Below are 20,670 nucleotides of genomic sequence, written 5' to 3'. Positions count from 1 at the left end.
CGCGCCCGGACCACGGGCTGGCTGCGGCGACGGCGGTGCCGAAGCACCATGGTCAAGGGATCGAGCCCCGTTGGCGCGCGCTGCAGCCGCGCTCCTGGCGTTTGAAAACGGGGCGGCGGCCACCTCTGAGTGGCACAGATAATCAAGCGGCATCAAGGCGCTAGCGGCAACAGTGCAAGAGGTTGGTTGCGTTTTAGGCACCGCTTCGCTTAACGTCGGGATTACATCGTCGATCCCCCAAGCTAGACGATGCCGTTGCACGGCAGGTTCTTTCCCCGAGAGCCGCGTGCTGTCTCCAAGCCAAACTGGAAAGCGCATCTGCGCTGGCCACGGCTGTCGCTGTTTTTGGAGTTCAAATAACAATGAAGCACATCTTGTTTAATCGCCGCTCGGCGTTGGCGTTGGCCGTGGGCATGAGTCTGGCCGGAGCAGCATTTGGCCAGTCCACCACCGGTGCCATCTTCGGCCAGGTGCCCAATGGTGCGGGTCAGACGGTGAAGATCCAGAGCACGTCGGGCCTGACCCGCGAAGTGCAAGTCGACGCCTCCGGTCGTTACTCGGCAAGCTCGCTGCCGGTGGGCAGCTACACCGTCACGCTGCTCAATGGCGGCCAGCCGGTGGATTCGCGTGACAACGTGTTCCTGCGCGTCGGTGGCGGTATCGAAGTCGACCTGGGCGCGGCCCCGGCCAACGCACAGGACCTGGACGCGATCTCGGTGTCGGCCAGCGCGCTGCCCTCGATCGACGTTACCTCGGTCGATTCGCGCACCGTCATCACCTCGCAGGACCTCGCGCGCCTGCCGCTGAACCGCAGCGCCGAGTCGATCGCCCTGCTCGCCCCGGGCACCGTGGCCGGCAGCGGCTACTTCAACAACGCCGTCTCTTTCGGTGGTGCGGGCGTCAGCGAAAACGCTTACTACATCAACGGCTACAACACGACCAACCCGCTCAATGCGACCGGTGGCGTGGGCCTGCCGTACGGCGCGATCGACCAGCAGCAGGTGCTCACCGGCGGCTACAGCGCCAAGTACGGTCGCTCCGATGGCGGCGTGATCAACCAGGTCGGCAAGCGCGGCACCAACGAGTGGCACTTCGGTGCGCAGGTGCAGTGGTCGCCGAAGTACCTCGCGGCTGATCCGAGCTACGTGTACTTCCCCAACCAGCAGCTGCCGGCCGGCTACACCTACCAGGACGACACGCTGCCGGGCACGCTGTACCGCGCGCGCAAGGGCGACGGCAGCTGGGAGACCACCTACAGCGCCTACGTCGGTGGTCCGCTGATCAAGGACAAGCTGTTCATCTTCCTGGCCGCCGAGGCCAACAAGGAAGAAGGCAAGTCGACCTCGTCGATCCAGTCGTCCAACCCGAACAACCTGTACTACCAGTACAGCCGTCCGAAGTTCTACGGCAAGCTCGACTGGAACATCAACGACAACAACATCCTCGAGTTGACCGCGATCGACAACAAGGATGAGTACGCCGGCCAGCTGTACCGGTACAACTACGACAACGCGCAGACCGGCAATTTCTTCGGCAACGACACCTCGACGAAGATGTCGTCGCGCTACTACATCGGCAAGTACACCAGCTACATCACCGACGACCTCACCTTCAGCGCGCAGTATGGCGTGAGCAAGAACGAGGACTACTCGGCGGTGCCGGGTGCGAGCGACCAGCCGTACCTGTACGCGTCGTACAACCAGAACCCGGCCTTCACCGGCGGCACGCCGATCCGCAACAGCCAGACCGCGCTGTACGCGAAGGACCCGAACGCCAAGAACAAGACCCGCGGCCTGCGTGCGGATCTGGAATACCGTCTGGGCGATCACACGCTGTCGGCCGGTATCGACAACATGTACTACGCCTCGTCCAATGAGGGCCAGGGCATGACCGGTCCGGGCTACGCCTGGATCTACGGCAAGACCAATTCGCCGAACGAGGCGCTCGACCCGAACCAGGGCGTGGGCGCACCGGGCGGTGACGGCTATTACGTCGACCGTTACATCCTGGACAACATCACCAGCATGTCGGTAACGCAGAAGGCGTACTACGTCGAAGACAGCTGGCAGGTCAGCAACAACGTGGTGCTGAACCTCGGCCTGCGCGACGACGAGTTCACCAACTACAACAACCAGGGCAAGGCCTACGTCGACAACAAGAACCAGTGGGCGCCGCGTCTGGGCGTGAGCTGGGACGTGTTCGGCGACTCCTCGCTGAAGGTGTACGGCAACCTCGGCCGCTACTACCTGGCGCTGCCCGCCAGCGTGGCGATCCGCGGTGCCTCGGCTTCGACCTTCACCGATGAGTACTTCACCTACTCCGGTATCGATGCCAGCGGCAACCCGACCGGCCTCACCAGCATCGGCCCGGGCCCGGTGTCGTCCAACAACGAGTACGGCATCGCGCCGGATCCGCAGACGGTGGCCGCCACCAACCTGAAGTCGCAGTACCAGGACGAAGTGATGGTCGGCTTCGACAAGGCGCTGGGCAGCGAGTGGGTGGCCGGTGCCAAGGCAACCTACCGCCAGCTGCAGACCGCGATCGACGACGTGTGCGACATCCAGCGCCTGGCCGACAAGGCCGACGCTTCGGGGATCGACTCCAGCACGCTGGACTTCCGCGGTTGCTACATCTTCAACCCGGGCGAGACCAACACCTTCAAGGTGAACTACGCCGACGGCTCGGGCTCCGAGCTGATCCGCATGTCGAAGGAAGACTGGGGCTTCAGCGAAGGCGCCAAGCGCAAGTACTACGCGCTTGACCTGTACCTGGAGCATCCGTTCGACGGCAAGTGGCAGGCACGCGTGGATTACACCTTCTCGCGCAGCTACGGCAACACGGAAGGCCAGGTGAAGTCGGACATTGGCCAGGACGACGTCTCCAAGACGCAGGACTGGGATGCCGCCTCGCTGATGGAGAATTCGTACGGCCTGCTGGCCAACGACCGTCGCCACCAGCTGAAGATCCGCGGCAGCTACCAGCTGAACCCGGAATGGATGTTCTCCGGCGCGGTGCGCGTGCAGTCCGGCTCGCCCAAGAGCTGCCTGGGCTACTACGGCACCGACGAGTCCAACCCGGTCAGCTACGGCTCCAACTACCACTGGTGCGCCGGTTCGCCGTCGGCTCCGGGCGCTGCGGGTACCAACCCGTGGACCAAGAAGCTCGACCTGGGCGTGGAGTACCGTCCGTCGTTCGCCGACCACAAGCTGGCGTTCGGGCTGGACGTGTTCAACGTGCTGAACGAGACCAAGGCGCTGCAGTCCGACACGACGTTCGAGGAGGCCCCGTACACCGTCTCCAACACGTACAACCAGGGGATCTTCTTTGAATCCCCGCGCTACGCCCGCCTGAGCGTCTCGTACGATTTCTAATCGTGCGTGACCGGGGCCGGGTTCGCCCGGCCTCCACCTGAGGCAACGACGCCACCCGGCAACGGGTGGCGTTTTTTTTTACCCGCTATCGCTCACCTGCCTGCGAGCGCGCGCCGGCCTGCGGCGGGGTGGTCGGTGAAGAACGCATCGATGCCGGTGTCCAGATACAGGCGGATCTGCGCCACCAGCCCGGCCTCGTTGAAGGCGCGCGGGTCTGTGCCCTGCCAGAACTCCTTTGCCAGGTAGGCGTTCTCCGGGCGGAACGTGTACGGGTGCACCTCGAGCCCGACCGCATGCGCGTCGCGCACCAGGGGCGTGGCCGTGCCGAGGTGGCCGTCGGCGGTGTAGGGAATGATCGCGCGGAAGTCGGGGCCGATCGCATCGGCATAGCGGGCGATCGCCGCGAGTCCGGCCGGGGTGGTCATCTGCGCGTAGGTGAGCGAGCCGCCGGCGGCCAGCACGTCGCCCGGATGCATTGCCGGCTCGTCGATCAGCTGCAGCAGCGTGATGTTCGAATGCGCGATGTTCGAGCGCGTGACGTTCGAGTGCGCGCCGTCCGTGCGGGCACCACTGTGCCTGTCGCGCAGGTACTTGAGGTTGCCGATCTCGAACGACTGGATTTCCACCGGCGCGGTGCGCGTGTACGCATGGGTGGCCAGGGTGGCGAGCAGCGCGTCTTCCATCGGCAGGCCGAGGTGCCGGAACCAGCTGCCGTGCTTGATTTCCGGGATCAGCCCGATCACCCGCCCGCGCGCGGCCGATTCGGCGGCGACGAAGTCGATGATCTCCTCCAGCGTGACGATCTGGAACTGGCCGTCATACGCGGTGCCGCGCAGCTCGGGCAGCCGCTCGCGCGCGCGCAGGGTCTTCAGCTCGGCCAGGGTGAAGTCTTCGGTGAACCAGCCGGTGATGCGCTGGCCGTCGATCACGCGGGTGACCTCGCGCGCGGCGAATTCGCGGTGGCTGGCGACGTCGGTGGTGCTGCCGATTTCGTTCTCGTGGCGCGCCACCATCACGCCGTCGCGGGTCATCACCAGATCCGGCTCGATCACGTCGGCACCGTCGGCAATGGCCTTGGCGTAAGCGGCCAGCGTGTGCTCGGGCCGCAGCGCACTGGCACCACGGTGGCCGATCACCCGCACCGTCGCGGCGAGTGGTGTCGCGGCGGCATGCAACGTCGATGTCATCGGCAGCATCCGAGCAGGAAGGTGAGACAGCTTAGGCGACGCGCGGACGATTTCGGCCAAGGGGACGCCAGCGGTGCTACGCGGGCACGGTTGCAGGCCGATCGCGGCACGTGAGCCCGCTCTTCGCTCCATTGCTCCCCTCATCCTGGCCCTCTCCCGGTCGGGAGAGGGCGCGGCAGTCGGTCGTCGGTCCCCGCACGAGGGTGCAGAGGGGTCGAGGCCGGCGGCACAAGGGCGAGGCGCTAAGAGCAACATGGATTCCCGCGTGCGCGGGAATGACGTCGAGGGGCGCCAAGCGCCGCCGCACCGGCACATTCCATGGACGTCATTCCCGCGAAAGCGGGAACCCACTGCGGGCCGACGACAGCCGCGGGATCGGGCGTGAAGAGCAGCATCGTGAAGAGCACCATGGATTCCCTCATGCGCGGGAATGACGTCGAGACGCGCCAGGCTCCACCGCACCCGCACACGGCCTGGCCGTCATTCCCGCGAAAGCGGGAATCCACTGCGGGCCGGCGGCAGCCGCGGGATCGGGCGTGGAAGAGCAGCATGGATTCCCGCGCGCTGGAATGACGTTGGGGCGCGCCAGGCCCCGCCACATCCACATACTCCCCAGCCGTCATTCCCGCGAAGGCGAAAATCCACTGCGGGCCGGCGGCAACCGCGGCATCGGGCGTGAAGAGCAGCATGGACTACGCCCGCGTGCGGGAGTGACGCGAGGCGCGCCAGGCTTCGCCGCGCCCACACACTCTTCGGCCGTCATTCCCGCGAAAGTGGCAGTCCACTGCGGGCCGGCGGCAGCCGCGGCATCGGGCGTGGAAGAGCAGCATGGATTCCCGCAGGCGCGGGAATGACGTCGAAGCGCGCCAGGCCGCGTCGCATCCGCATACTCCCCGGCCGTCATTCCCGCGAAAGCGGGAATCCACTGCGGACCGGCGGCAGTCGCGGCATCGGGCGTGAAGAGCAGCATGGACTACTCCCTCGTGCGGGAATGGCGTCGAGGCGCGGCAGGCTCCGTCGCACCGCACATTCCCCGGCCGCCATTTCCGCGAAAGCGGGTATCCACTGCGGGCCGACGGCAGCCGCGGGATCGGACGTGAAGAGCAGCGTTGCTTCCCGCGTGCGCGGGAATGACGTCGAGGGGAGGCAGGCTTCGCCGCACCCGCACACTCCGCGGCCATCATCCCTGCGGAAGCGGAAATACCCTCATGCAGGTCTCACGGCAAAAACGCGCTGGGTCGGGGGATGAGCTGTCCCCCCGGCGGGAAGCGGGCCTGCCCTCGAACCAGGTGCCCGCGATGAGTTCGAACCGCGCGCGCCCCGCTGCGAGCCAGTCGCACCATCGCGCGCGGTTCGGCCGGCGCTTACCTGCCCCCGCCTTCCTGCTGCAGCCAGCGCGAATACAGCGGACGGTCGACCGGCACGCCGGCGGCGTTGCAGCTGCCGAGGCGGCACAGCTCGGTGCGCAGTCGCGGGGTGTGCTGCACGATGACATGGAAGATCGCGTTCTGCTCCAGCTCGCCATGGAAGGCCGCCGCGCCCGGTCCGGTGGCGAAGATCGCCACGTCCTCGCCGCCGTGCGTCTCGGACTTCAGCGGCACGGTGGCTTCCTGCAGGTAATCGGGATCGGTGGTGTCCACGGCCGTGAGGTCGGGGCGTCCCTGGGTGGCAGGGCTGATCTGGTTGGGCGTGTGCGGGTAGTGCTTGGGGCCCTCGGCCTGGCGGTCGCTGGCGCCGATGTAGCCGGGGCCGCTGGCGAAGCCGAGCGTGGTGTACGGCAGCCCGGTGGCGTCGGTGGCCAGCCCCGGTGCGCTCTCCTCGTCGTAACTGCTGGTGGCGCCGTGCACCTTGCCCAGGATGGGATTGCCGCGGCGCGGGTAGCCGGCGAAGGTCATCGTGTGGCTGTGGTCGGCGGTGACCACGATCAGCGTGTCGGCCGGGTTGGTGGCGGCCTGCGCCGCCTTCACCGCCTCGGCCAAGGCGATGGTTTCGTCCAGTGCGCGGTACGCATTGCCGGCGTGCAGCGCGTGATCGATGCGGCCGCCCTCGACCATCAGGAAGAACCCGTTCGGGTTCTGCTTGAGCACGTCGATCGCGGCGGTGGTCATCTGCGCCAGGCTCGGCTCGCCCGCCGCATCGTGCGGACGCTCGTGCTCGTAGTTCATGTGCGAGGGCTCGAACAGGCCCAGCAGCTGCGGCGTGTGCGCCAGGTTCAGCGCGTCGAGCTGGCGCTGGTTCCACACGTAGCGTCCCTGCGGGTGTCTGGCCGACCATTCGGCAACGAGGTTGCGCCCGTCGAGCCGGCGTCCGACCGCGGTGGTGTACTCCGGATCGACCGCACCGGCGGGCAGGAATTCGGTACGGCCGCCGCCCATCGCCACGGTCAGCCCCGCGCCCGGGAAGTCCACCAGCTGCGCGGCGAAGTCCTTGCACCCCTGCGCCCTGGCGTCGGCGGTGAGCTCGGCGTCGACCTCCCAGTTGCGCTCGGGCAGGTGGCCGTAGGTGGCCGCCGGGGTGGCGTGGGTGATCCGCGCGGTGCTCACCGCGCCGGTGGCCATGCCCGACGCGGCGGCCAGCTCCAGCGCGGTCACCAGCTCCTGGCCGCGGCTGCCGGCGCAGTCCTGGCGGCGCGGCTGCTGCGATACGCCGATGAAACCGGCGCGCGTCTTCACGCCGGTCATGATCGCGGTCATGGTGCCGGCCGAGTCCGGCGTCTGCTGGTCGGTCTCGTAGGTGCGGCTGAGTGCGCTGAAGGGAAACTGCTCGAAGCTCAGCCGGTAGCTTTCGCCGTCGACACCGGCGCGCTGGCCGGCGAGCACGTGGGCGGCGGCGATCGTCGGCAGGCTCATGCCGTCGCCGAGGAACACGATGACGTTCTTCGCGCGCTGGCCGCCGGCATGGGCCTGGGCGCTGGCCGCGGCGGCCTGTGCCGCGCCGGCGCGGAACCACCACGCGGGTGTTTCGCCGGCCGGGCGCGCGATCGCCGGCACCTCAATGGTCGCGGCGGCGTCCGCGTGCGGCGTGGCGGCAGCGGGCACGGTGGCGGCACCGGCGCAGCCGGCCAGCAGCACGGCGCTGCCGGCGCAGCACAGCGCGCGGCACAGCACGGGCGGCAAACGGTTCATCGTCGACTCCTCGGGAACGGGTGGGGTCGTCGATGATAGCGAGCGAGCGCAAATCCGGCCGCCAGCGTCAGAGCTTGAGGTAGATCGCGCGTCGATCCATCGCCCACACGATCAGCCACCACAGCGCGACGAAGCCGAGCGCCCACGCCAGCGACGCCCCGTACGGGCCGACCAGCGGAACCAGCGCCCGCGCCAGCCCCTCGTCGTACAGCCGCTGCTGCAGCCCCGTCGACGGCAGCACGATCTGCATCAGCTCGGAGCCGGCGTACGCGGCAATGGCGTTGACGCCGAAGCGCCGGCCGATCGCCGGCCAGCCGCGCCCGTCGACCAGCACGTGGCACGCGGCCAGCGCCAGCGTGGCCCAGCCGGCAGTCCACAGCACGAACGACGGCGTCCACAGGTTCTTGTTGAACGGCAGCACCAGCGACCACGCGCCGCCGGCCAGCAGCAGGATCACCCCGGCCGGCCACAGCCAGTGCGCGCGTCCGCCGCGCAGCCAGCGGCCCGCTGCCAGCCCCAGCAGCGTGGTGGCCAGGGCCGGCAGCGTGCCGAGCAGGCCTTCCGGATCGTGGCCGCGGCCGGTGGCCGGGTCGGTCTGGTAGACGAAGCGGCCGAACACGGCGCTGTCGCTGCGGCTGATCAGGTTCTCCCACGGCAGCATGCCACCCCGGTGCAGCAGCCACGCATAGCCGACCAGGCTCGCCACGATCAGCGCCAGCTGGCTGCGCGGACGCAGATACAGCGCGCAGGTCGCCGCGAGGGCGAAGCACAGCGCGATCCGCTGCAGCACGCCCGGCAACCGCAGGTGCGCGCCGGGCATCAGCCAGGCGGCGAGCAGGTTGATCGCCAGGCCGAGCACAAGAATGCGCAGCGCCCGGACCATCGCCCCGCGCCACAGCGGCGCCCGGGCGGCCCCGCGCTCACGCTTCGGACCGAGCGCGAGTGCAATCGACACGCCGACGACGAACAGGAAGAACGGAAAGATCAGGTCGGTCGGCGTGCAGCCGTTCCAGCGGGCGTGCTCCAGCGGCCAGTAAACGTGGCCCCAGTCGCCCGGGTCGTTGACCAGCAGCATCGCCGCCACGGTGAGCCCGCGCAGCGCATCGACCGAGGCGAGGCGCGGGAACGGAGGCCGGTCGATTGGATGGATGGCACGGCCGGTGGTCATGCGCGCGATCCGGCTCGGTGATGCGGCGGCCCGGCGTGCGCCGGTCGGACGGCAACGACGGTGCGGGACGCAGGCGCGGCTCGCGTCACAGCGGCCTCCTGCGCCGACGTTCCGGTCGCGGCCGGGATCCCCCGGCGACTGTCGCGGGCAGGCCCGCATCCGCCGCATCGTCGAGCACCCGCGCCAGCCTCACGGCATGCCCTCCCCCAGCTCGACCCGGTCGAACGCATGCAACGGCCCCTTGGTGGGCGCGGTGATGACGAAGCACAGATCGTGGCGGCCGGTGATCGGCACGATACCGGCGTGGAATGCCTGTGAGCGCGGCGCGTGGGCCGGATCGGGCAGCGTCCAGCGCGCCACCACGGGCCCCTCGCAGCTATCCACGTGCGCCACCAACTCGCCGAACGGCGTGGCACGCGGGTGTTGCACGACCAGTTTTGCCTCGTGTGCGAGGGCGTAGTTGTTGGGCAGCCGCTGCAGCGTCACACGCAAGGCGGTGATGCCGTCCAGCGGTGCGGCCGGCCATTGCTGGCAGCTGTTGAACAACGGCAGCGTGTACACCGGCGCCAGCGCGATGGCATCGGCTTCGGGCTGCACGCGCAGGCGAAAGCCGCTACCGGGGCAGTTGACCAGCTCGCTGCCCTGGCGCGTGAGCAGCGCGGCGCGATCGAACCGGCGCGAGCGCGTTGCGGCCAGTGCGCTGCCGTCGGCCGCAAACGCGGCGGCGCGCACGGTGACCGGCAGGCGCACCTCGAACGGCGCGTGGTAGCGCGCCGACGACGCCGTGGGTTCGCTGCCGTCGAGCGTGTAGTACAGCGTGCCGTGGCGGGCCTGGTTGGTCAGGGTGACGGTGGCTTTTCCGCTGGCCAGCGCGGCGTCGGCATCGATGGCGATTTCTGGCGCAAAGGCGCTGTCGGCATACCCGATGCCGGCAGCGTGATAGCGCGCCAGCTGCGTCGGCAGGCGGGTCAGGAAGTCGCTCCAGTCGCGGCGGGCGACCGGCGTCCAGTCGACCTCGGCCAGCGCGTCCAGGCGCGGGAACACCGCGTGTTCGACGTGCGCGAAGCTGGGCATGTGCTCGGTCCACACATTGGCCTGCGCACCCAGCACGTGGTTTGCCTCGCCCGGCGTGAGCTCCGCGGGCACCGGCTCGAAGGCGTAGATGTCTGCCAGCGATTTCACCGGCAGGCGACCGGTGGTCTCGTCGGCGCGCGCGCTCTGCAGCTGGTCGAAGTACAGGTCCGGCGCGGGCGACAGCACCACGTCGTGACCCTTGCGGGCGGCGGTCACCGCGCCCTTGCTGCCGCGCCACGACATCACGGTGGCGGTAGCCGGCACGTGGCCGTCGAGGATCTCGTCCCAGCCGATCATGCGGCGATCGTGGCGGGCGAGGTAGTCGCCGAGCTGGCCCATCATCCAGCCTTGCAGGGCTTCTTCGTCCTTCAGGCCGAGGCGGCGCATCTGCCTCTGGACCTTCTTCGACGCCTGCCACTGGTCCTTCACCGCCTCGTCGCCGCCCAGATGGATGTAGCGCGACGGGAACAGCGCCATCACCTCGTCCAGCACCTGCTCCATCATGGTGATGGTGGCCGGGCTCGGGTCGTACAACGTGGTGTTCACACCCCAGTCGGACGACACCGCCACGCGCTTGCCGGTGACGCCGAGGCGGGGGTACGAAGCGACCGCCGCGGTGGCGTGCCCGGGCAGGTCGATCTCCGGCACGATGGTGATGTGCCGCGCCGCGGCGTATGCCACCAGCGCGCGGATGTCCTCGCGGGTGTAGAAGCCGCCGTAGCGCAGCGGCTCGCCGTAGCGACCGGCGTGCGGTGGCGTGCGCCAGGCACCGATACGGGTGAACCGGGGATAGCGCGCGATCGGGATGCGCCAGCCCTGATCGTCGACCAGGTGCCAGTGCAGCACGTTGAGCTTGTGCCGCGCCATCTGGTCGATCAGCGTGCGGATCTCGGCGGTGGTCTGCATGTGACGCACCGAATCGAGCATCAGGCCGCGCCAGCCGAAGCGCGGTGCGTCTTTGATCGCCAGCGCAGGCAGCGGAGCGCCCGCCGGGCGCGAGGTGATCACCTGCCACAGCGTGACCGCGCCGTAGAACAGGCCGGCATCGGTGCGCGCGCGGATCTGCGCGCCGCGGGGGTCGATCTCCAGCCGGTAGCCCTCGTCGGCGGTGACGGACGCATCGCGCACGAAGCGGATGGCCGGCCCATCGACCGGAGACGTGTCCGCCACCACGAAGCCGAGGCCGCGGCTTTCGTGCACGGCTGTCGCCAGCCAGCGCGCGGCGGCGTCTGCGCCGGCATCGCCCGCAGCGAACTGCAGCGGTGTGGCGTGCTGCGGCGTCCACGCGCCGGGGCGAGGTTCAAGCTGTGCCACCTGCGGAATCAGCGACAGCGGCGCCCGGTCCCGCGGTGCCGCGGCCGCCACGTCTGGTGTCGATGGCGCAGCAGCACAGGCAGCCAGGGTCAGCGTGACAAGGCAGGCGGCGAGCCGCATCAGCGGCGGGGGGCGACAACGCATGCGGGTCTCCTGTTCGGCGGGCGGGTACACGGTGGATGCTGCCATGCGCGCGCAAAAAAAAGCGGGCCCGATCTCCGGACCCGCGGGGAGGAAAAGTGGCCGTCCATGGCCGGTGCCGCCCGCGCCGCCGGGGTCGAGTCGGCGGCGCGACAGACGCGTCAGAGCTTGAAGCGCAGGTTCACGTAGTACTGGCGGCCGTTGACGTAGGTCGCGTGGGGCAGCTTGCCGATCGCGTCGCTCTTGACGTAGTAGCGGAGCTTGGGATCGTTGAGGTTCATCGCGTCCACCGACAGCGACATCCAGTCGGTCAGCTGCACGCCGAACGAGGCCGCCAGGTTGCCGATGCCCTGCTGGTAGAAGTTGTCGGTGCGACTCACGCCCGCGTAGAACTCCGAGCGGTAGGTGTAGCTGATGCGGGCGTTGAAGCGCTTGTTCTCGAAGTAGCCCGACACGTTGTAGGTGTTCTTCGAGGTGCCCTGCAGCGGCTGGTCGCCGGTGGCGTGACCATCGGCGTAGGTGTAGTTCGCCTGCACGCCGAAGTTCTCACCGATCGGCTGGATGTAGTTCAGCTCCAGCCCTCGCACCTGGCCATTGGTGTTCTTCGGCACGCTGATCAGGTAGTCGGCGAAGACGTCTTGGCCGGCGTTGGTGCTCGCCTGGATGTCCTTGAAGGTGCGCACTTCGTTGCCGAAGTTGACGTAGTCCTTCAGGTTCATCGCATAGACGCCGGCCGACAGCAGGCCGCGCGGGGCGAAGTACCACTCCACCGCCGCGTCGAAGTTGCTCGAGATCAGCGGACGCAGCTTGGGATTGCCACCGCTGCCGGTGTGGGTGAGGTCGTCGGCGGAGACATAGCCGGCCAGCGCCGAGTAGTCCGGCCGAGTCATCGTCTGCGAGGCGGCGAAGCGCGCGACCCATTCGTCGTTGATGTCGAACTTCAGGTTCGCGCTGGGCAGGAACTTGTCGTAGCTGTGCTCGTAGGTGTTCCAGTAATAGGTGCCGAACGCCGAGCCAGTGATCGGACCGCTTACCGTGGTGGCCTCGGCATCGGGCGCGGTGCTGGTGTAGCCGATGTTTTCCTTGGTCTTGACGTAGCGCACGCCGACGTTGCCGCTGACGATGCCGGACTGGAAGTTCATCTGCACGTAGGCGGCGGAGTCCTTCTCCTGCACCTTGTAGATGTCGTTGAAGTACAGCCGTGCGACCGGGTCACGATTGGTGAACTTCGAGTCGAAGTCAGCCAGCTGGCCGGGCGAGTAGTACCAGATGTTGGACGGGAAGCTGCCGCCGAGCGAACCGTTGAAATCGCCCGGGTAGTTCGACCAGCTGGTCGGGTAGTTCGCCAGGTTGGTCCAGTCGCCCGCCGGGCCCTGCGCCACCTCGAACGGGTTGCCGCGCTCGTGCTTGGCGTAGCGGGCGCCGAACTCCAGCGAGGTCAGCGCGCCGTCGTCGAAGTCGAGCTCGCCATCGAACTGGGCCCAGTCTTCCTTGTCCTTCACCTTGATGCCCTGGCCGCCGAAGATCCAGCCGGCCGAGGGGTTGATCGCCGATGGCGTGCTGTTGTCGCCGCCCATCGTCCAGTTGATCGGCTTGCCCAGGCCGCGGATGTCCCAGCTGCCGCCGGCGCCGACGTTGGTGCCGAGCTCGATGACGTCCTGGGTCGGGCTGGAGCCGGTGCCGCGGGTGGTGCCGATCTGGCCCTTCAGGCCCAGATGGTCGGTGACCCGCCAGTCGGCGCTCAGGGCCAGGTACTTCGACTCCGACGCCGCGCCCGGACGGGAAATCTGGTCGTACACGCCGTACGAGCCGGTGCCGCCGGTGACCGAACCGCTAGTGACCACACCATTCTGGATCGAGTTGGCGGTCAGCACGCCGCCGCCGCCCAGCGCGCTGCTGGTCCACAACATGTAGTTGCGGTTGAAGTTGTCGGCCTTCAGCTTGGAGTAGAAGCCGTTGAGGTCGAGCGTGAGGTTGTCGGTCGGCTTGATCTCGAAGTCGATCACGCCACCCTTGCGCTCACGCGTCTGGGTGAACAGCGTCGAGCCGATCTCGTTGGGGTAGTAAACGGTCTGGCCGTCGAGTGTGGTCGGGTTGTAGCCGCCCACGACCTCCTGGCCGTTGCGCTGCAGGCTGCGCTTCTCATAGAAGCCCTGCACCAGGATGCCCATGGTGTTGGCGTCGTTCTTGTAGTTGAACAGGCCGCTGAACTGCGGCTTGGTGGTGCCGGGCAGGTCGGCGTAGACGCCGCCGATGGACGCCTCGGCGGTGTAGGTCTTGGCGAACTCCAGCGGCTTGCGCGTGATGATGTCGACCGAGCCGGCCGCGCCGCCCTCGACGATGCTCGCCTCGGACGTCTTGTGCACCACCACCTGGCTGACCACCTCCGACGGCAGCAGGCTGTAGCTGACGCTGCGGCCCACGGTCTGCACCTGGCTCAGCACGAACCAGTCGCCGGTGCCGATGTTGTGTCCGTTGACCAGCGTCTGGGTGAGGCTGGGGTTGGTGCCGCGCAGGCTCACCCGGTCGCTCTCGTCGAAGCCGCCTTCGCTGGCGCTGGACGAGCTGATGTTGACGCCCGGCAGGCGCTGCAACGTGTCGGCCACGTTCTTGGCCGGCAGCTTGCCGATGTCCTCGGCGGTGACGATCTCCACGTGCGAGGCGGCGTCCTTCTTCAGCGCCAGCGACTCGGCCTCGCTGTCGCGGATGCCGGTGACGGTGATGGTCGCCAGTTCCTTGGGCTTCTCCCGGCGCGGTGCGTTGTCCTGGGTGGCGTTCTGCGCCTGCAGTGTGCCGGCGAAGCACAGGCTGGCGACGATGCTCGCGGCTAACAGTGTCTTGCGATGTGACATGGTGTCCTCCCCTCAGAGGCAAGTCGGCAACGGATGTTGTGTCGTGCTACCGCGACCGGTGAAGTTGCTGGGCAGATGCCCGGTGGTGTGGAACAACAGCTGCGTGGGTGTTGCGTTTCGGGAACATCGAATCGTTGCGGGCGTGCGCGCGGGTCACGACACGGCCACCGAATGGCCATCCAGGTACAGCCCCGCCGCGCCGATCACGCCATGCTGGCCGTGCTCCATCAGGCGCACCGGCACCTGCTGCAGGTAGGCGCGCATCACGCCCTTGTTGAAGAAGCGCTCGGCAAAGGTGCTTTTCAGCAGCAGCTCGCGGATCTGCGGCAGGATGCCGCCGGCCAGAAACACGCCGCCACGCGCGCCGTACAGCAGCACCAGGTCGCCGACGAAGCTGCCCAGCAGGCCGCAGAACACGTCCAGCGCTTCCACCGCGGCCGGATCGGAACGATCCAACGCGCTGCGCGTGACCTCCGCCGGCAGGCTCAGCGCGGGGACGCGACCGTTCAATTCGCACAGTGCGCGATACAGGTTGATCAGCCCGGGGCCGGACAGCGCGTGTTCGAACGACACGTGCGAGCGCTCGCGCGCCAGCACGCGCAGGATCGCGATCTCGCGCTCGTTGCCCGGCGCCAGCGCGATCTGTCCCGCCTCGGTCGCCAGCACGCTCGGGCCGTGCGCGCCCGGCAGCAGCACCGCCGAGCCCAGCCCGGTGCCGGGCCCCATCACCAGCACCGGCCCGGCCGCGGCCGGCGCGGCATTGTCGATCACGCCCAGGGTGTCGGCACCGGTCAGGAACTGGGTGGCGTAGGCCACCGCCTCGAAGTCGTTGATCACCGCCAGTTGCGCCAGCCCGAGCCGCTCGCGGATCTCGCGGATCGACACCGGCCACGGCAGGTTGTCGTTGACGATCGCGTCGCCCAGCACGTAGCCGGCGCTGGCCACCGCACACTGCTCGATCGGCGCGGCGGGGGCGACGTGCGCCACGAAGTCTTCCAGCACCGCAGTGAGGCTGGGCCACTCGGCACAGGCATAGCGCTGGTAGGCATGCACGTTGACCGGACGGGCAGTGCCGGCCTCGCGACTGACCAGTCCGATGCGCGCGTGGGTACCGCCCACGTCGGCAGCGAGAAACGGCCGCGGCGATGCCGCGGGCGTTGTCACTGCGCTGAGTCCGGCCACTTCCACCACGCTGCTGTCCCCTTCACCCATGCCAACCGCGCCCACTGGCGGCGGTGCCCCTTTGACGGCGGAGTGTGTCCAGCGGATGACAACGTTGTCAACCATCCGTTGCATGGGTCCTGCCGCGGCGCTTTCCGCGCTGCAGCAGGGTCGCTGCCGGGGCTGGCCGAGCAGACCGGGTCAACCCCGTGTCAGCGCTTGCGGCAAGCGGTCATGGCCGCACGATGCAAGGTGCCGCAGGCGATGTCGCGCTGCGACAGAACCCGCGCCGAGGGCGAGCGCGATATCGATCAGCGCGACGAGCCATGCCGGCGACGTCGCGCGGTCCGCATTGACAACGTTATGCCTGCGCGTCCATAAAGCCGACTTCGGGGAGGCCGCCTGCACCACGTCGGGCGCCGGCAACACAACACAGTCCGCAGACCGGTCCGGGGAGTTACCGCATGTCATCCACCACGCTCGACGCGTCGCCCATGGCGGGCCGTTCCACTCTCGGGCCGATGATCATGATCGGCGTGCTGTTCTTCATCTTCGGCTTCGTGACCTGGCTCAACGGGCCGCTGATCACCTTCGTGAAGCTCGCCTTCCAGGTGCCGGACGCCTACGCGTTCCTGGTGCCGTTCGCGTTCTACATCTCGTATCTGGTGTTTTCGCTGCCGGCCTCGCTGCTGCTCAAGCGCACCGGCATGAAGAAGGGCATGGCGCTGGGGCTGTTCGCGATGGCGGTGGGCGCGGTGCTGTTCAGCCAGTTCGTCAGCCTGCGCGTGTTTGCCGGCGCGCTGGCCGGGCTGTTCGTGATCGGCGCCGGGCTGTCGCTGCTGCAGACGGCATCCAATCCGTACATCGCCATCCTCGGCCCGATCGAGAGCGGCGCGCAGCGCATCGCCTTCATGGGCATCTGCAACAAGCTGGCTGGCGTGCTGGCCCCGCTGACGTTCAGCGCACTGGTGCTCAAGGGTATCGACAAGATCGACCAGCAGGTGCGCGAGGCAGCGACGCTGGAGGCACGCACGAGCCTGCTCGATGCGTTCGCGGCCAAGGTGCATCTGCCCTACCTGGTGATGGCCGCGCTGCTGGTGCTGCTGGCGGTGTGGGTGGTGCGCTCGTCGCTACCGGAGATTAAGCCGTCCGGTGCCAACAGCGAGGCGGCGGTGGGCCACGCGCAGGGCAGCATCTTCAGCTTTCCGCACCTGTGGCTGGGCGTGCTGTGCCTGTTTCTCTACGTCGGCGTGGAGGTGATGGCGGGCGACGCGATTGGCACCTACGGCGCCGGTTTCAATCTGCCGCTGGAATGGACCAGCCGCTTCACCGCGCTGACCCTCGGCGCGATGCTGCTGGGCTATGTGGCGGGCCTGTTGCTGATCCCGCGGGTGTTCACGCAGCAACGCTACCTGGCGATTTCGGCGGTGCTGGGCGTGCTGTTCAGCGTGGGCGCGTACGTCACCGACGGCTATCTGTCGGTGGGTTTCGTGGCCGCGCTGGGCTTTGCCAACGCCATGATGTGGCCGGCGATCTTTCCGCTGGCGATCAAGGGGCTGGGGAGCCACACCGAGGCCGGCTCGGCGCTGCTGATCATGGCGATCGCCGGCGGCGCAGTGGTGCCGCAGCTGTTCGCGCACCTCAAGCAGCACTTCGATTTCCAGGCCGTATTCGCCGGCCTGATGGTGCCGTGCTACCTGTACATCCTGTTCTACGGCATGCGCGGTCACCGCGTCGGCCTGCGGGCCGGCTGAGCCGCGCGCATGCGACCTCGCAGCGCGCCCGCCGACGCCCCCTGCCGGTCCGGGTGGGCTACGATGCGTCGCCCATCCGAAGGAGTGCCCCGCGTTGCGTCACGCCACCATCAAGGACGTCGCCAAACGCGCGGGCGTCTCGCTGAAGACGGTCTCGCGGGTGATCAACCAGGAATCGTCCGTCCGCGCCGACACCCGGCAGAAGGTGGAGCGCGCGGTCGAGGCGCTGGGCTACCGGCCCAACCTGTCGGCGCGCAGCCTGCGCGCGGCGCATTCGTATGCGATCGGGCTGGTGTACGACAACCCCAACGCGCACTACGTGATCAGCCTGCAGGAGGGCGTGCTCTCCGCTTGCCGCGAGCGCGGCTTCGGGTTGCAAATCCATCCGTGCGACGCCAGCTCGCCGCACCTGGCCGACGAGCTGGTGTCGCTGGTCAAGCGTGCGCGGCTGGCCGGGCTGGTACTGGCGCCGCCGATGTCCGAGCAGCCGGAGCTGATCGCCACGCTGAAGGAGCACGGGGTGCATTTCGTGCGGATCATCGCCTCGCGCGACGACCCGCAGGACGGCTATCCCTGCGTCTACGTGGACGACCGCGATGCGGCCTACGCGATCACCGAGCATCTGATCCAGCTCGGTCACACGCGGATCGGCTTCCTGTGGGGCGAGCCGCACCACCGCTCCAGCCCCGAGCGCTACCAGGGCTACGCCGACGCGCTGAAGGACTACGGCATCGCACTGAACAAGAAGCTGGTGCTGCCCGGGCGTTATGCGTTCGACGACGGTTTCCGCGGTGCGCGCAAGTTGTTTGCGCTGAAGGAGCCGCCGACCGCGATCTTCGGCAGCAACGACGAGATCGCCGCCGGCGTGCTGGCCGCGGCGCGCTCGACCGGGCTGGATGTGCCGTGGGATCTCTCCATTGCCGGCTTCGAGGACAACCCTTTCTCCAAGCAGGCCTGGCCGGCGCTGACCACCGCGCGCCAGTCCACCCGGGAAATCGCGCAGCACGCCGCGCTGCGCCTGATGGCCGAGCTGCAGCATGCCGAGAGTGGCGACGACACCGCCCCACCGGCGAACGAGGGTTTCGTGCCCGAGCTGGTGGTGCGCGGTTCCACCGCGCCGCCGCGCGGCGCCAACCCGCGCAAGCGCGGCTGAGCGCCCGCCGCACCGTTCAGCTTTACCGCCCCGCTGGCCCACCCCACCTGCCGCGCTGCACCGTCAGCGTGGCGCGCCCGCGCGCGCGTCGCCCCCGCGCCTGATGTTTCGACGATGGACGCTTCGATGATGGATGTTCCGATGACGGAAGCTGCAATGAACGATGCCAGCAACACCCTGATGTACCGCGAAGCCGGCGAGAGCGCCGCGGTGATCGAGCGCCAGTTCAGCCTCAATGCGCCGCGGCTGGCCGCACTCGGCGAGCAGCTGCGCGCGAAGCCGCCGCGCTTCATCGTTACCTGCGCGCGCGGCAGCTCCGATCACGCCGCCGCCTACGCCAAGTACGTGTTCGAGACCCAGCTCGGCCTGATCACCGCCTCGGCCTCGCCGTCGGTGTCGTCGATCTACGACGCGCCGCTGGCGCTGGGCGACGCGTTGTTCTTGGCCATCTCCCAGTCGGGCAAGAGCCCGGACCTGCTGCGCGCGGCGCAGGCGGCGAAGGACGCCGGCGCGCGCGTGCTGGCCCTGGTCAACGTGGAAGACTCGCCGCTGGCGGCGATGGCCGACACCTGCATCCCGCTGCACGCCGGCGCCGAGAACAGCGTGGCGGCCACCAAGAGCTACCTCGCCTCGCTCGCCGCCGTGCTGCAGCTCACCGCCAGCTGGCGCGGCGACGGCGCGCTCGACGCCACGCTGGCCGCCCTGCCGCAGCAGCTGCGCGACGGCTGGGACGCCGACTGGTCGCCGATGGTGGAAAGCTTCGCCAGCGTGCAGAACCTGTTCGTGGTCGGCCGCGGCTTCGGCTTTGGCGCGGCGCTGGAGGCCGCGCTCAAGCTCAAGGAAACCTGCGGGCTGCACGCCGAGGCGTTCAGCGCGGCGGAGGTGAAGCACGGGCCGATGGCGCTGGTGGGTGCGGGCTTCCCCGTGCTGTTCTTCGCCCAGGACGACGGCACCATGGACAACACCGTGGCGGTGGCACGCGAGTTCCGCGCCCGCGGCGCCCGGGTGCTGCTGGCCGCACCGGGGGTGAGCGGCGAGGACAGCCTGCCGCTGGCCTCGGGCATCTCGCCGCTCACCGCACCACTGCTCGCGGTGCAGAGTTTCTACAAGGCCGCCGCGGCACTGTCGCTGGCGCGCGGCTACGATCCCGACGTTCCGCCGCATTTGCGCAAGGTCACGGAGACGGTCTGATGTCTGCTTCGCTCACCGCTCTCGTCAACGCACGCGTCATGGGCGAGCACGGCCTGCATGACGGGCTGGCCGTGCTGGTCGACGGCGCGCGCATCGCGGCCGTTTGCCCCGCAGACGATCCGCGCGTGGCGCAGGCCACCGCGCACGACCTCGGCGGCCAGCTGCTGCTGCCCGGCTTCATCGACGTGCAGGTCAACGGCGGCGGCGGGCTGCTGTTCAACGACGCGCCCACGGTAGAGACGCTGCGCGGCATCGCCGCGGCGCACCGCCGGTTCGGCACCACCGGCATGCTCCCCACGCTGATCACCGACACGCGCGAGACGATGCGCCGCGCGCTGGAGGCGGTGGATGCGGCAATCGAGGCGGGCGTGCCGGGCATCCTCGGCATCCATCTGGAAGGCCCGTTCCTCGCCGGCGCGCGCAAGGGCATCCACGACAGCTCACTGTTCCGCCCGCTTGACGAAGAAGACCTCGCACTGATCACGGCGCCACGCCGCGGCAAGGTGATGCTCACCCTGGCCCCCGAATGCGTGCCGCCGGCGACCATCCGCCGCCTCGCCGACGCGGGCGTGCTGGTGGTGGCCGGCCACACCGGCGCGGACTACGCCACCACCCGCGCCGCGCTCGATGCCGGCGTCTGCGGCTTCACCCATCTCTACAACGCGATGACCCCGCTGACCAGTCGCGAACCCGGCGTGGTCGGTGCCGCGCTGGACGATGCGACAAGCTGGTGCGGGCTTATCGTCGACGGCCACCACGTGCATCCGGTAAGCCTGCGCGTGGCGATCGCGGCCAAGGCGCGCGGCAAGTGCGTGCTGGTCACCGACGCGATGCCGCCGGTGGGCTCGGATCGCCCCGACTACACGCTCAACGGCCAGACCATCGTAATGAAGGACGGCATCTGCCAGAGCGACGACGGCGTGCTGGCCGGCTCCGCGCTGGACATGGCCACCGGCCTGCGCAACCTGGTCCACATGGTCAGCCTGCCGCTGGAAGAAGCCTCGCGCATGGCCAGCGCCTATCCCGCCGACTGGCTCGGTCTCACCGCCACGCACGGACGCATCGATGCCGGGCAGCAGGCCGACCTGGTCGCACTGGACGATGCGCTGCGCGTGCGCGACACCTGGATCGGCGGGGAACGCCGTGCGGCGTGAAGCCCGGCTCCCGGCCGGCAATTGC

General features: G+C 68.8%; 11 protein-coding genes. 5 read left to right on the top strand and 6 right to left on the bottom strand.

Features of this window, described 5'->3' with window-relative positions:
* Positions 1-413: 413 nt before the first annotated feature.
* Positions 414-3,371: a TonB-dependent receptor gene (locus VFG40_RS04955; protein ID WP_414649248.1), complete on the top strand. Its 2,958-nt coding sequence runs from the start codon at positions 414-416 to the stop codon at positions 3,369-3,371.
* A 92-nt stretch (positions 3,372-3,463) separates the two neighbouring features.
* Here VFG40_RS04955 and VFG40_RS04950 read toward each other — a convergent pair whose 3' ends face one another.
* The 6 genes from VFG40_RS04950 to glk all read right to left on the bottom strand — a co-directional run bounded on the left by VFG40_RS04950 (position 3,464) and on the right by glk (position 15,444).
* The gene (locus VFG40_RS04950) at positions 3,464-4,558 is read right to left on the bottom strand and encodes a glycerophosphodiester phosphodiesterase (RefSeq protein ID WP_324895512.1); all 1,095 of its coding nucleotides are present in this window, start codon (positions 4,556-4,558) and stop codon (positions 3,464-3,466) included.
* Positions 4,559-5,922: 1,364 nt separating this feature from the next.
* Positions 5,923-7,683 carry an alkaline phosphatase gene (locus tag VFG40_RS04945; protein WP_324895510.1) on the bottom strand — a complete coding sequence of 587 codons (1,761 nt, stop codon included), beginning with the start codon at positions 7,681-7,683 and terminating at the stop codon, positions 5,923-5,925.
* Between the two features lie 67 nt (positions 7,684-7,750).
* A complete protein-coding gene (locus VFG40_RS04940; RefSeq protein WP_324895507.1) occupies positions 7,751-8,851 on the bottom strand; it encodes an acyltransferase family protein in 1,101 nt (366 codons plus the stop codon).
* 189 nt (positions 8,852-9,040) lie between these two features.
* Positions 9,041-11,383 (bottom strand): beta-N-acetylhexosaminidase, encoded by a 2,343-nt coding sequence (locus VFG40_RS04935; RefSeq protein WP_324895506.1) that lies wholly within the window; start codon positions 11,381-11,383, stop codon positions 9,041-9,043.
* 158 nt (positions 11,384-11,541) lie between these two features.
* On the bottom strand, positions 11,542-14,232 hold the full coding sequence (locus tag VFG40_RS04930; protein WP_324895504.1) for a TonB-dependent receptor: 2,691 nt from the start codon (positions 14,230-14,232) through the stop codon (positions 11,542-11,544).
* A gap of 153 nt (positions 14,233-14,385) precedes the next feature.
* Positions 14,386-15,444, bottom strand: a complete 1,059-nt coding sequence (gene glk / locus VFG40_RS04925) for a glucokinase (RefSeq protein ID WP_324895502.1) — start codon at positions 15,442-15,444, stop codon at positions 14,386-14,388.
* Positions 15,445-15,887: 443 nt separating this feature from the next.
* Between glk and VFG40_RS04920 the strand changes: the two genes are divergently transcribed.
* The 4 genes from VFG40_RS04920 (at position 15,888) to nagA (ending at position 20,645) form a co-directional block, all read left to right on the top strand.
* The gene (locus VFG40_RS04920; protein ID WP_414649247.1) at positions 15,888-17,147 is read left to right on the top strand and encodes a sugar MFS transporter; all 1,260 of its coding nucleotides are present in this window, start codon (positions 15,888-15,890) and stop codon (positions 17,145-17,147) included.
* Between the two features lie 94 nt (positions 17,148-17,241).
* Positions 17,242-18,300, top strand: a complete 1,059-nt coding sequence (locus VFG40_RS04915) for a LacI family DNA-binding transcriptional regulator (protein WP_324895498.1) — start codon at positions 17,242-17,244, stop codon at positions 18,298-18,300.
* Between the two features lie 156 nt (positions 18,301-18,456).
* The gene (locus VFG40_RS04910; protein ID WP_324895495.1) at positions 18,457-19,491 is read left to right on the top strand and encodes an SIS domain-containing protein; all 1,035 of its coding nucleotides are present in this window, start codon (positions 18,457-18,459) and stop codon (positions 19,489-19,491) included.
* Positions 19,491-20,645, top strand: coding sequence for an N-acetylglucosamine-6-phosphate deacetylase (gene nagA, locus VFG40_RS04905; RefSeq protein ID WP_324895494.1), 1,155 nt, complete (start codon positions 19,491-19,493; stop codon positions 20,643-20,645). The genes VFG40_RS04910 and nagA overlap by 1 nt, the downstream gene beginning before the upstream one ends.
* Positions 20,646-20,670 lie beyond the last annotated feature (25 nt).

This window comes from Dyella sp. (genome assembly GCF_035685805.1).
In the GTDB taxonomy this organism is placed as follows: Bacteria; Pseudomonadota; Gammaproteobacteria; order Xanthomonadales; family Rhodanobacteraceae; genus Dyella_A.
The sequence above is the reverse complement of the archived record's forward strand: the minus strand, read 5'-3'. Positions and strand labels throughout refer to the sequence as shown.

Bases quoted from the DNA above. Each gene is read 5' to 3' on its own strand.
- VFG40_RS04955 (WP_414649248.1), top strand. From the start codon at position 414: ATGAGTCTGGCCGGAGCAGCATTTGGCCAGTCCACCACCGGTGCCATC.
- VFG40_RS04950 (WP_324895512.1), bottom strand. From the start codon at position 4,558: ATGACATCGACGTTGCATGCCGCCGCGACACCACTCGCCGCGACGGTG.
- VFG40_RS04945 (WP_324895510.1), bottom strand. From the start codon at position 7,683: ATGAACCGTTTGCCGCCCGTGCTGTGCCGCGCGCTGTGCTGCGCCGGC.
- VFG40_RS04940 (WP_324895507.1), bottom strand. From the start codon at position 8,851: ATGACCACCGGCCGTGCCATCCATCCAATCGACCGGCCTCCGTTCCCG.
- VFG40_RS04935 (WP_324895506.1), bottom strand. From the start codon at position 11,383: ATGCGTTGTCGCCCCCCGCCGCTGATGCGGCTCGCCGCCTGCCTTGTC.
- VFG40_RS04930 (WP_324895504.1), bottom strand. From the start codon at position 14,232: ATGTCACATCGCAAGACACTGTTAGCCGCGAGCATCGTCGCCAGCCTG.
- glk (WP_324895502.1), bottom strand. From the start codon at position 15,444: ATGGGTGAAGGGGACAGCAGCGTGGTGGAAGTGGCCGGACTCAGCGCA.
- VFG40_RS04920 (WP_414649247.1), top strand. From the start codon at position 15,888: ATGGCGGGCCGTTCCACTCTCGGGCCGATGATCATGATCGGCGTGCTG.
- VFG40_RS04910 (WP_324895495.1), top strand. From the start codon at position 18,457: ATGAACGATGCCAGCAACACCCTGATGTACCGCGAAGCCGGCGAGAGC.
- nagA (WP_324895494.1), top strand. From the start codon at position 19,491: ATGTCTGCTTCGCTCACCGCTCTCGTCAACGCACGCGTCATGGGCGAG.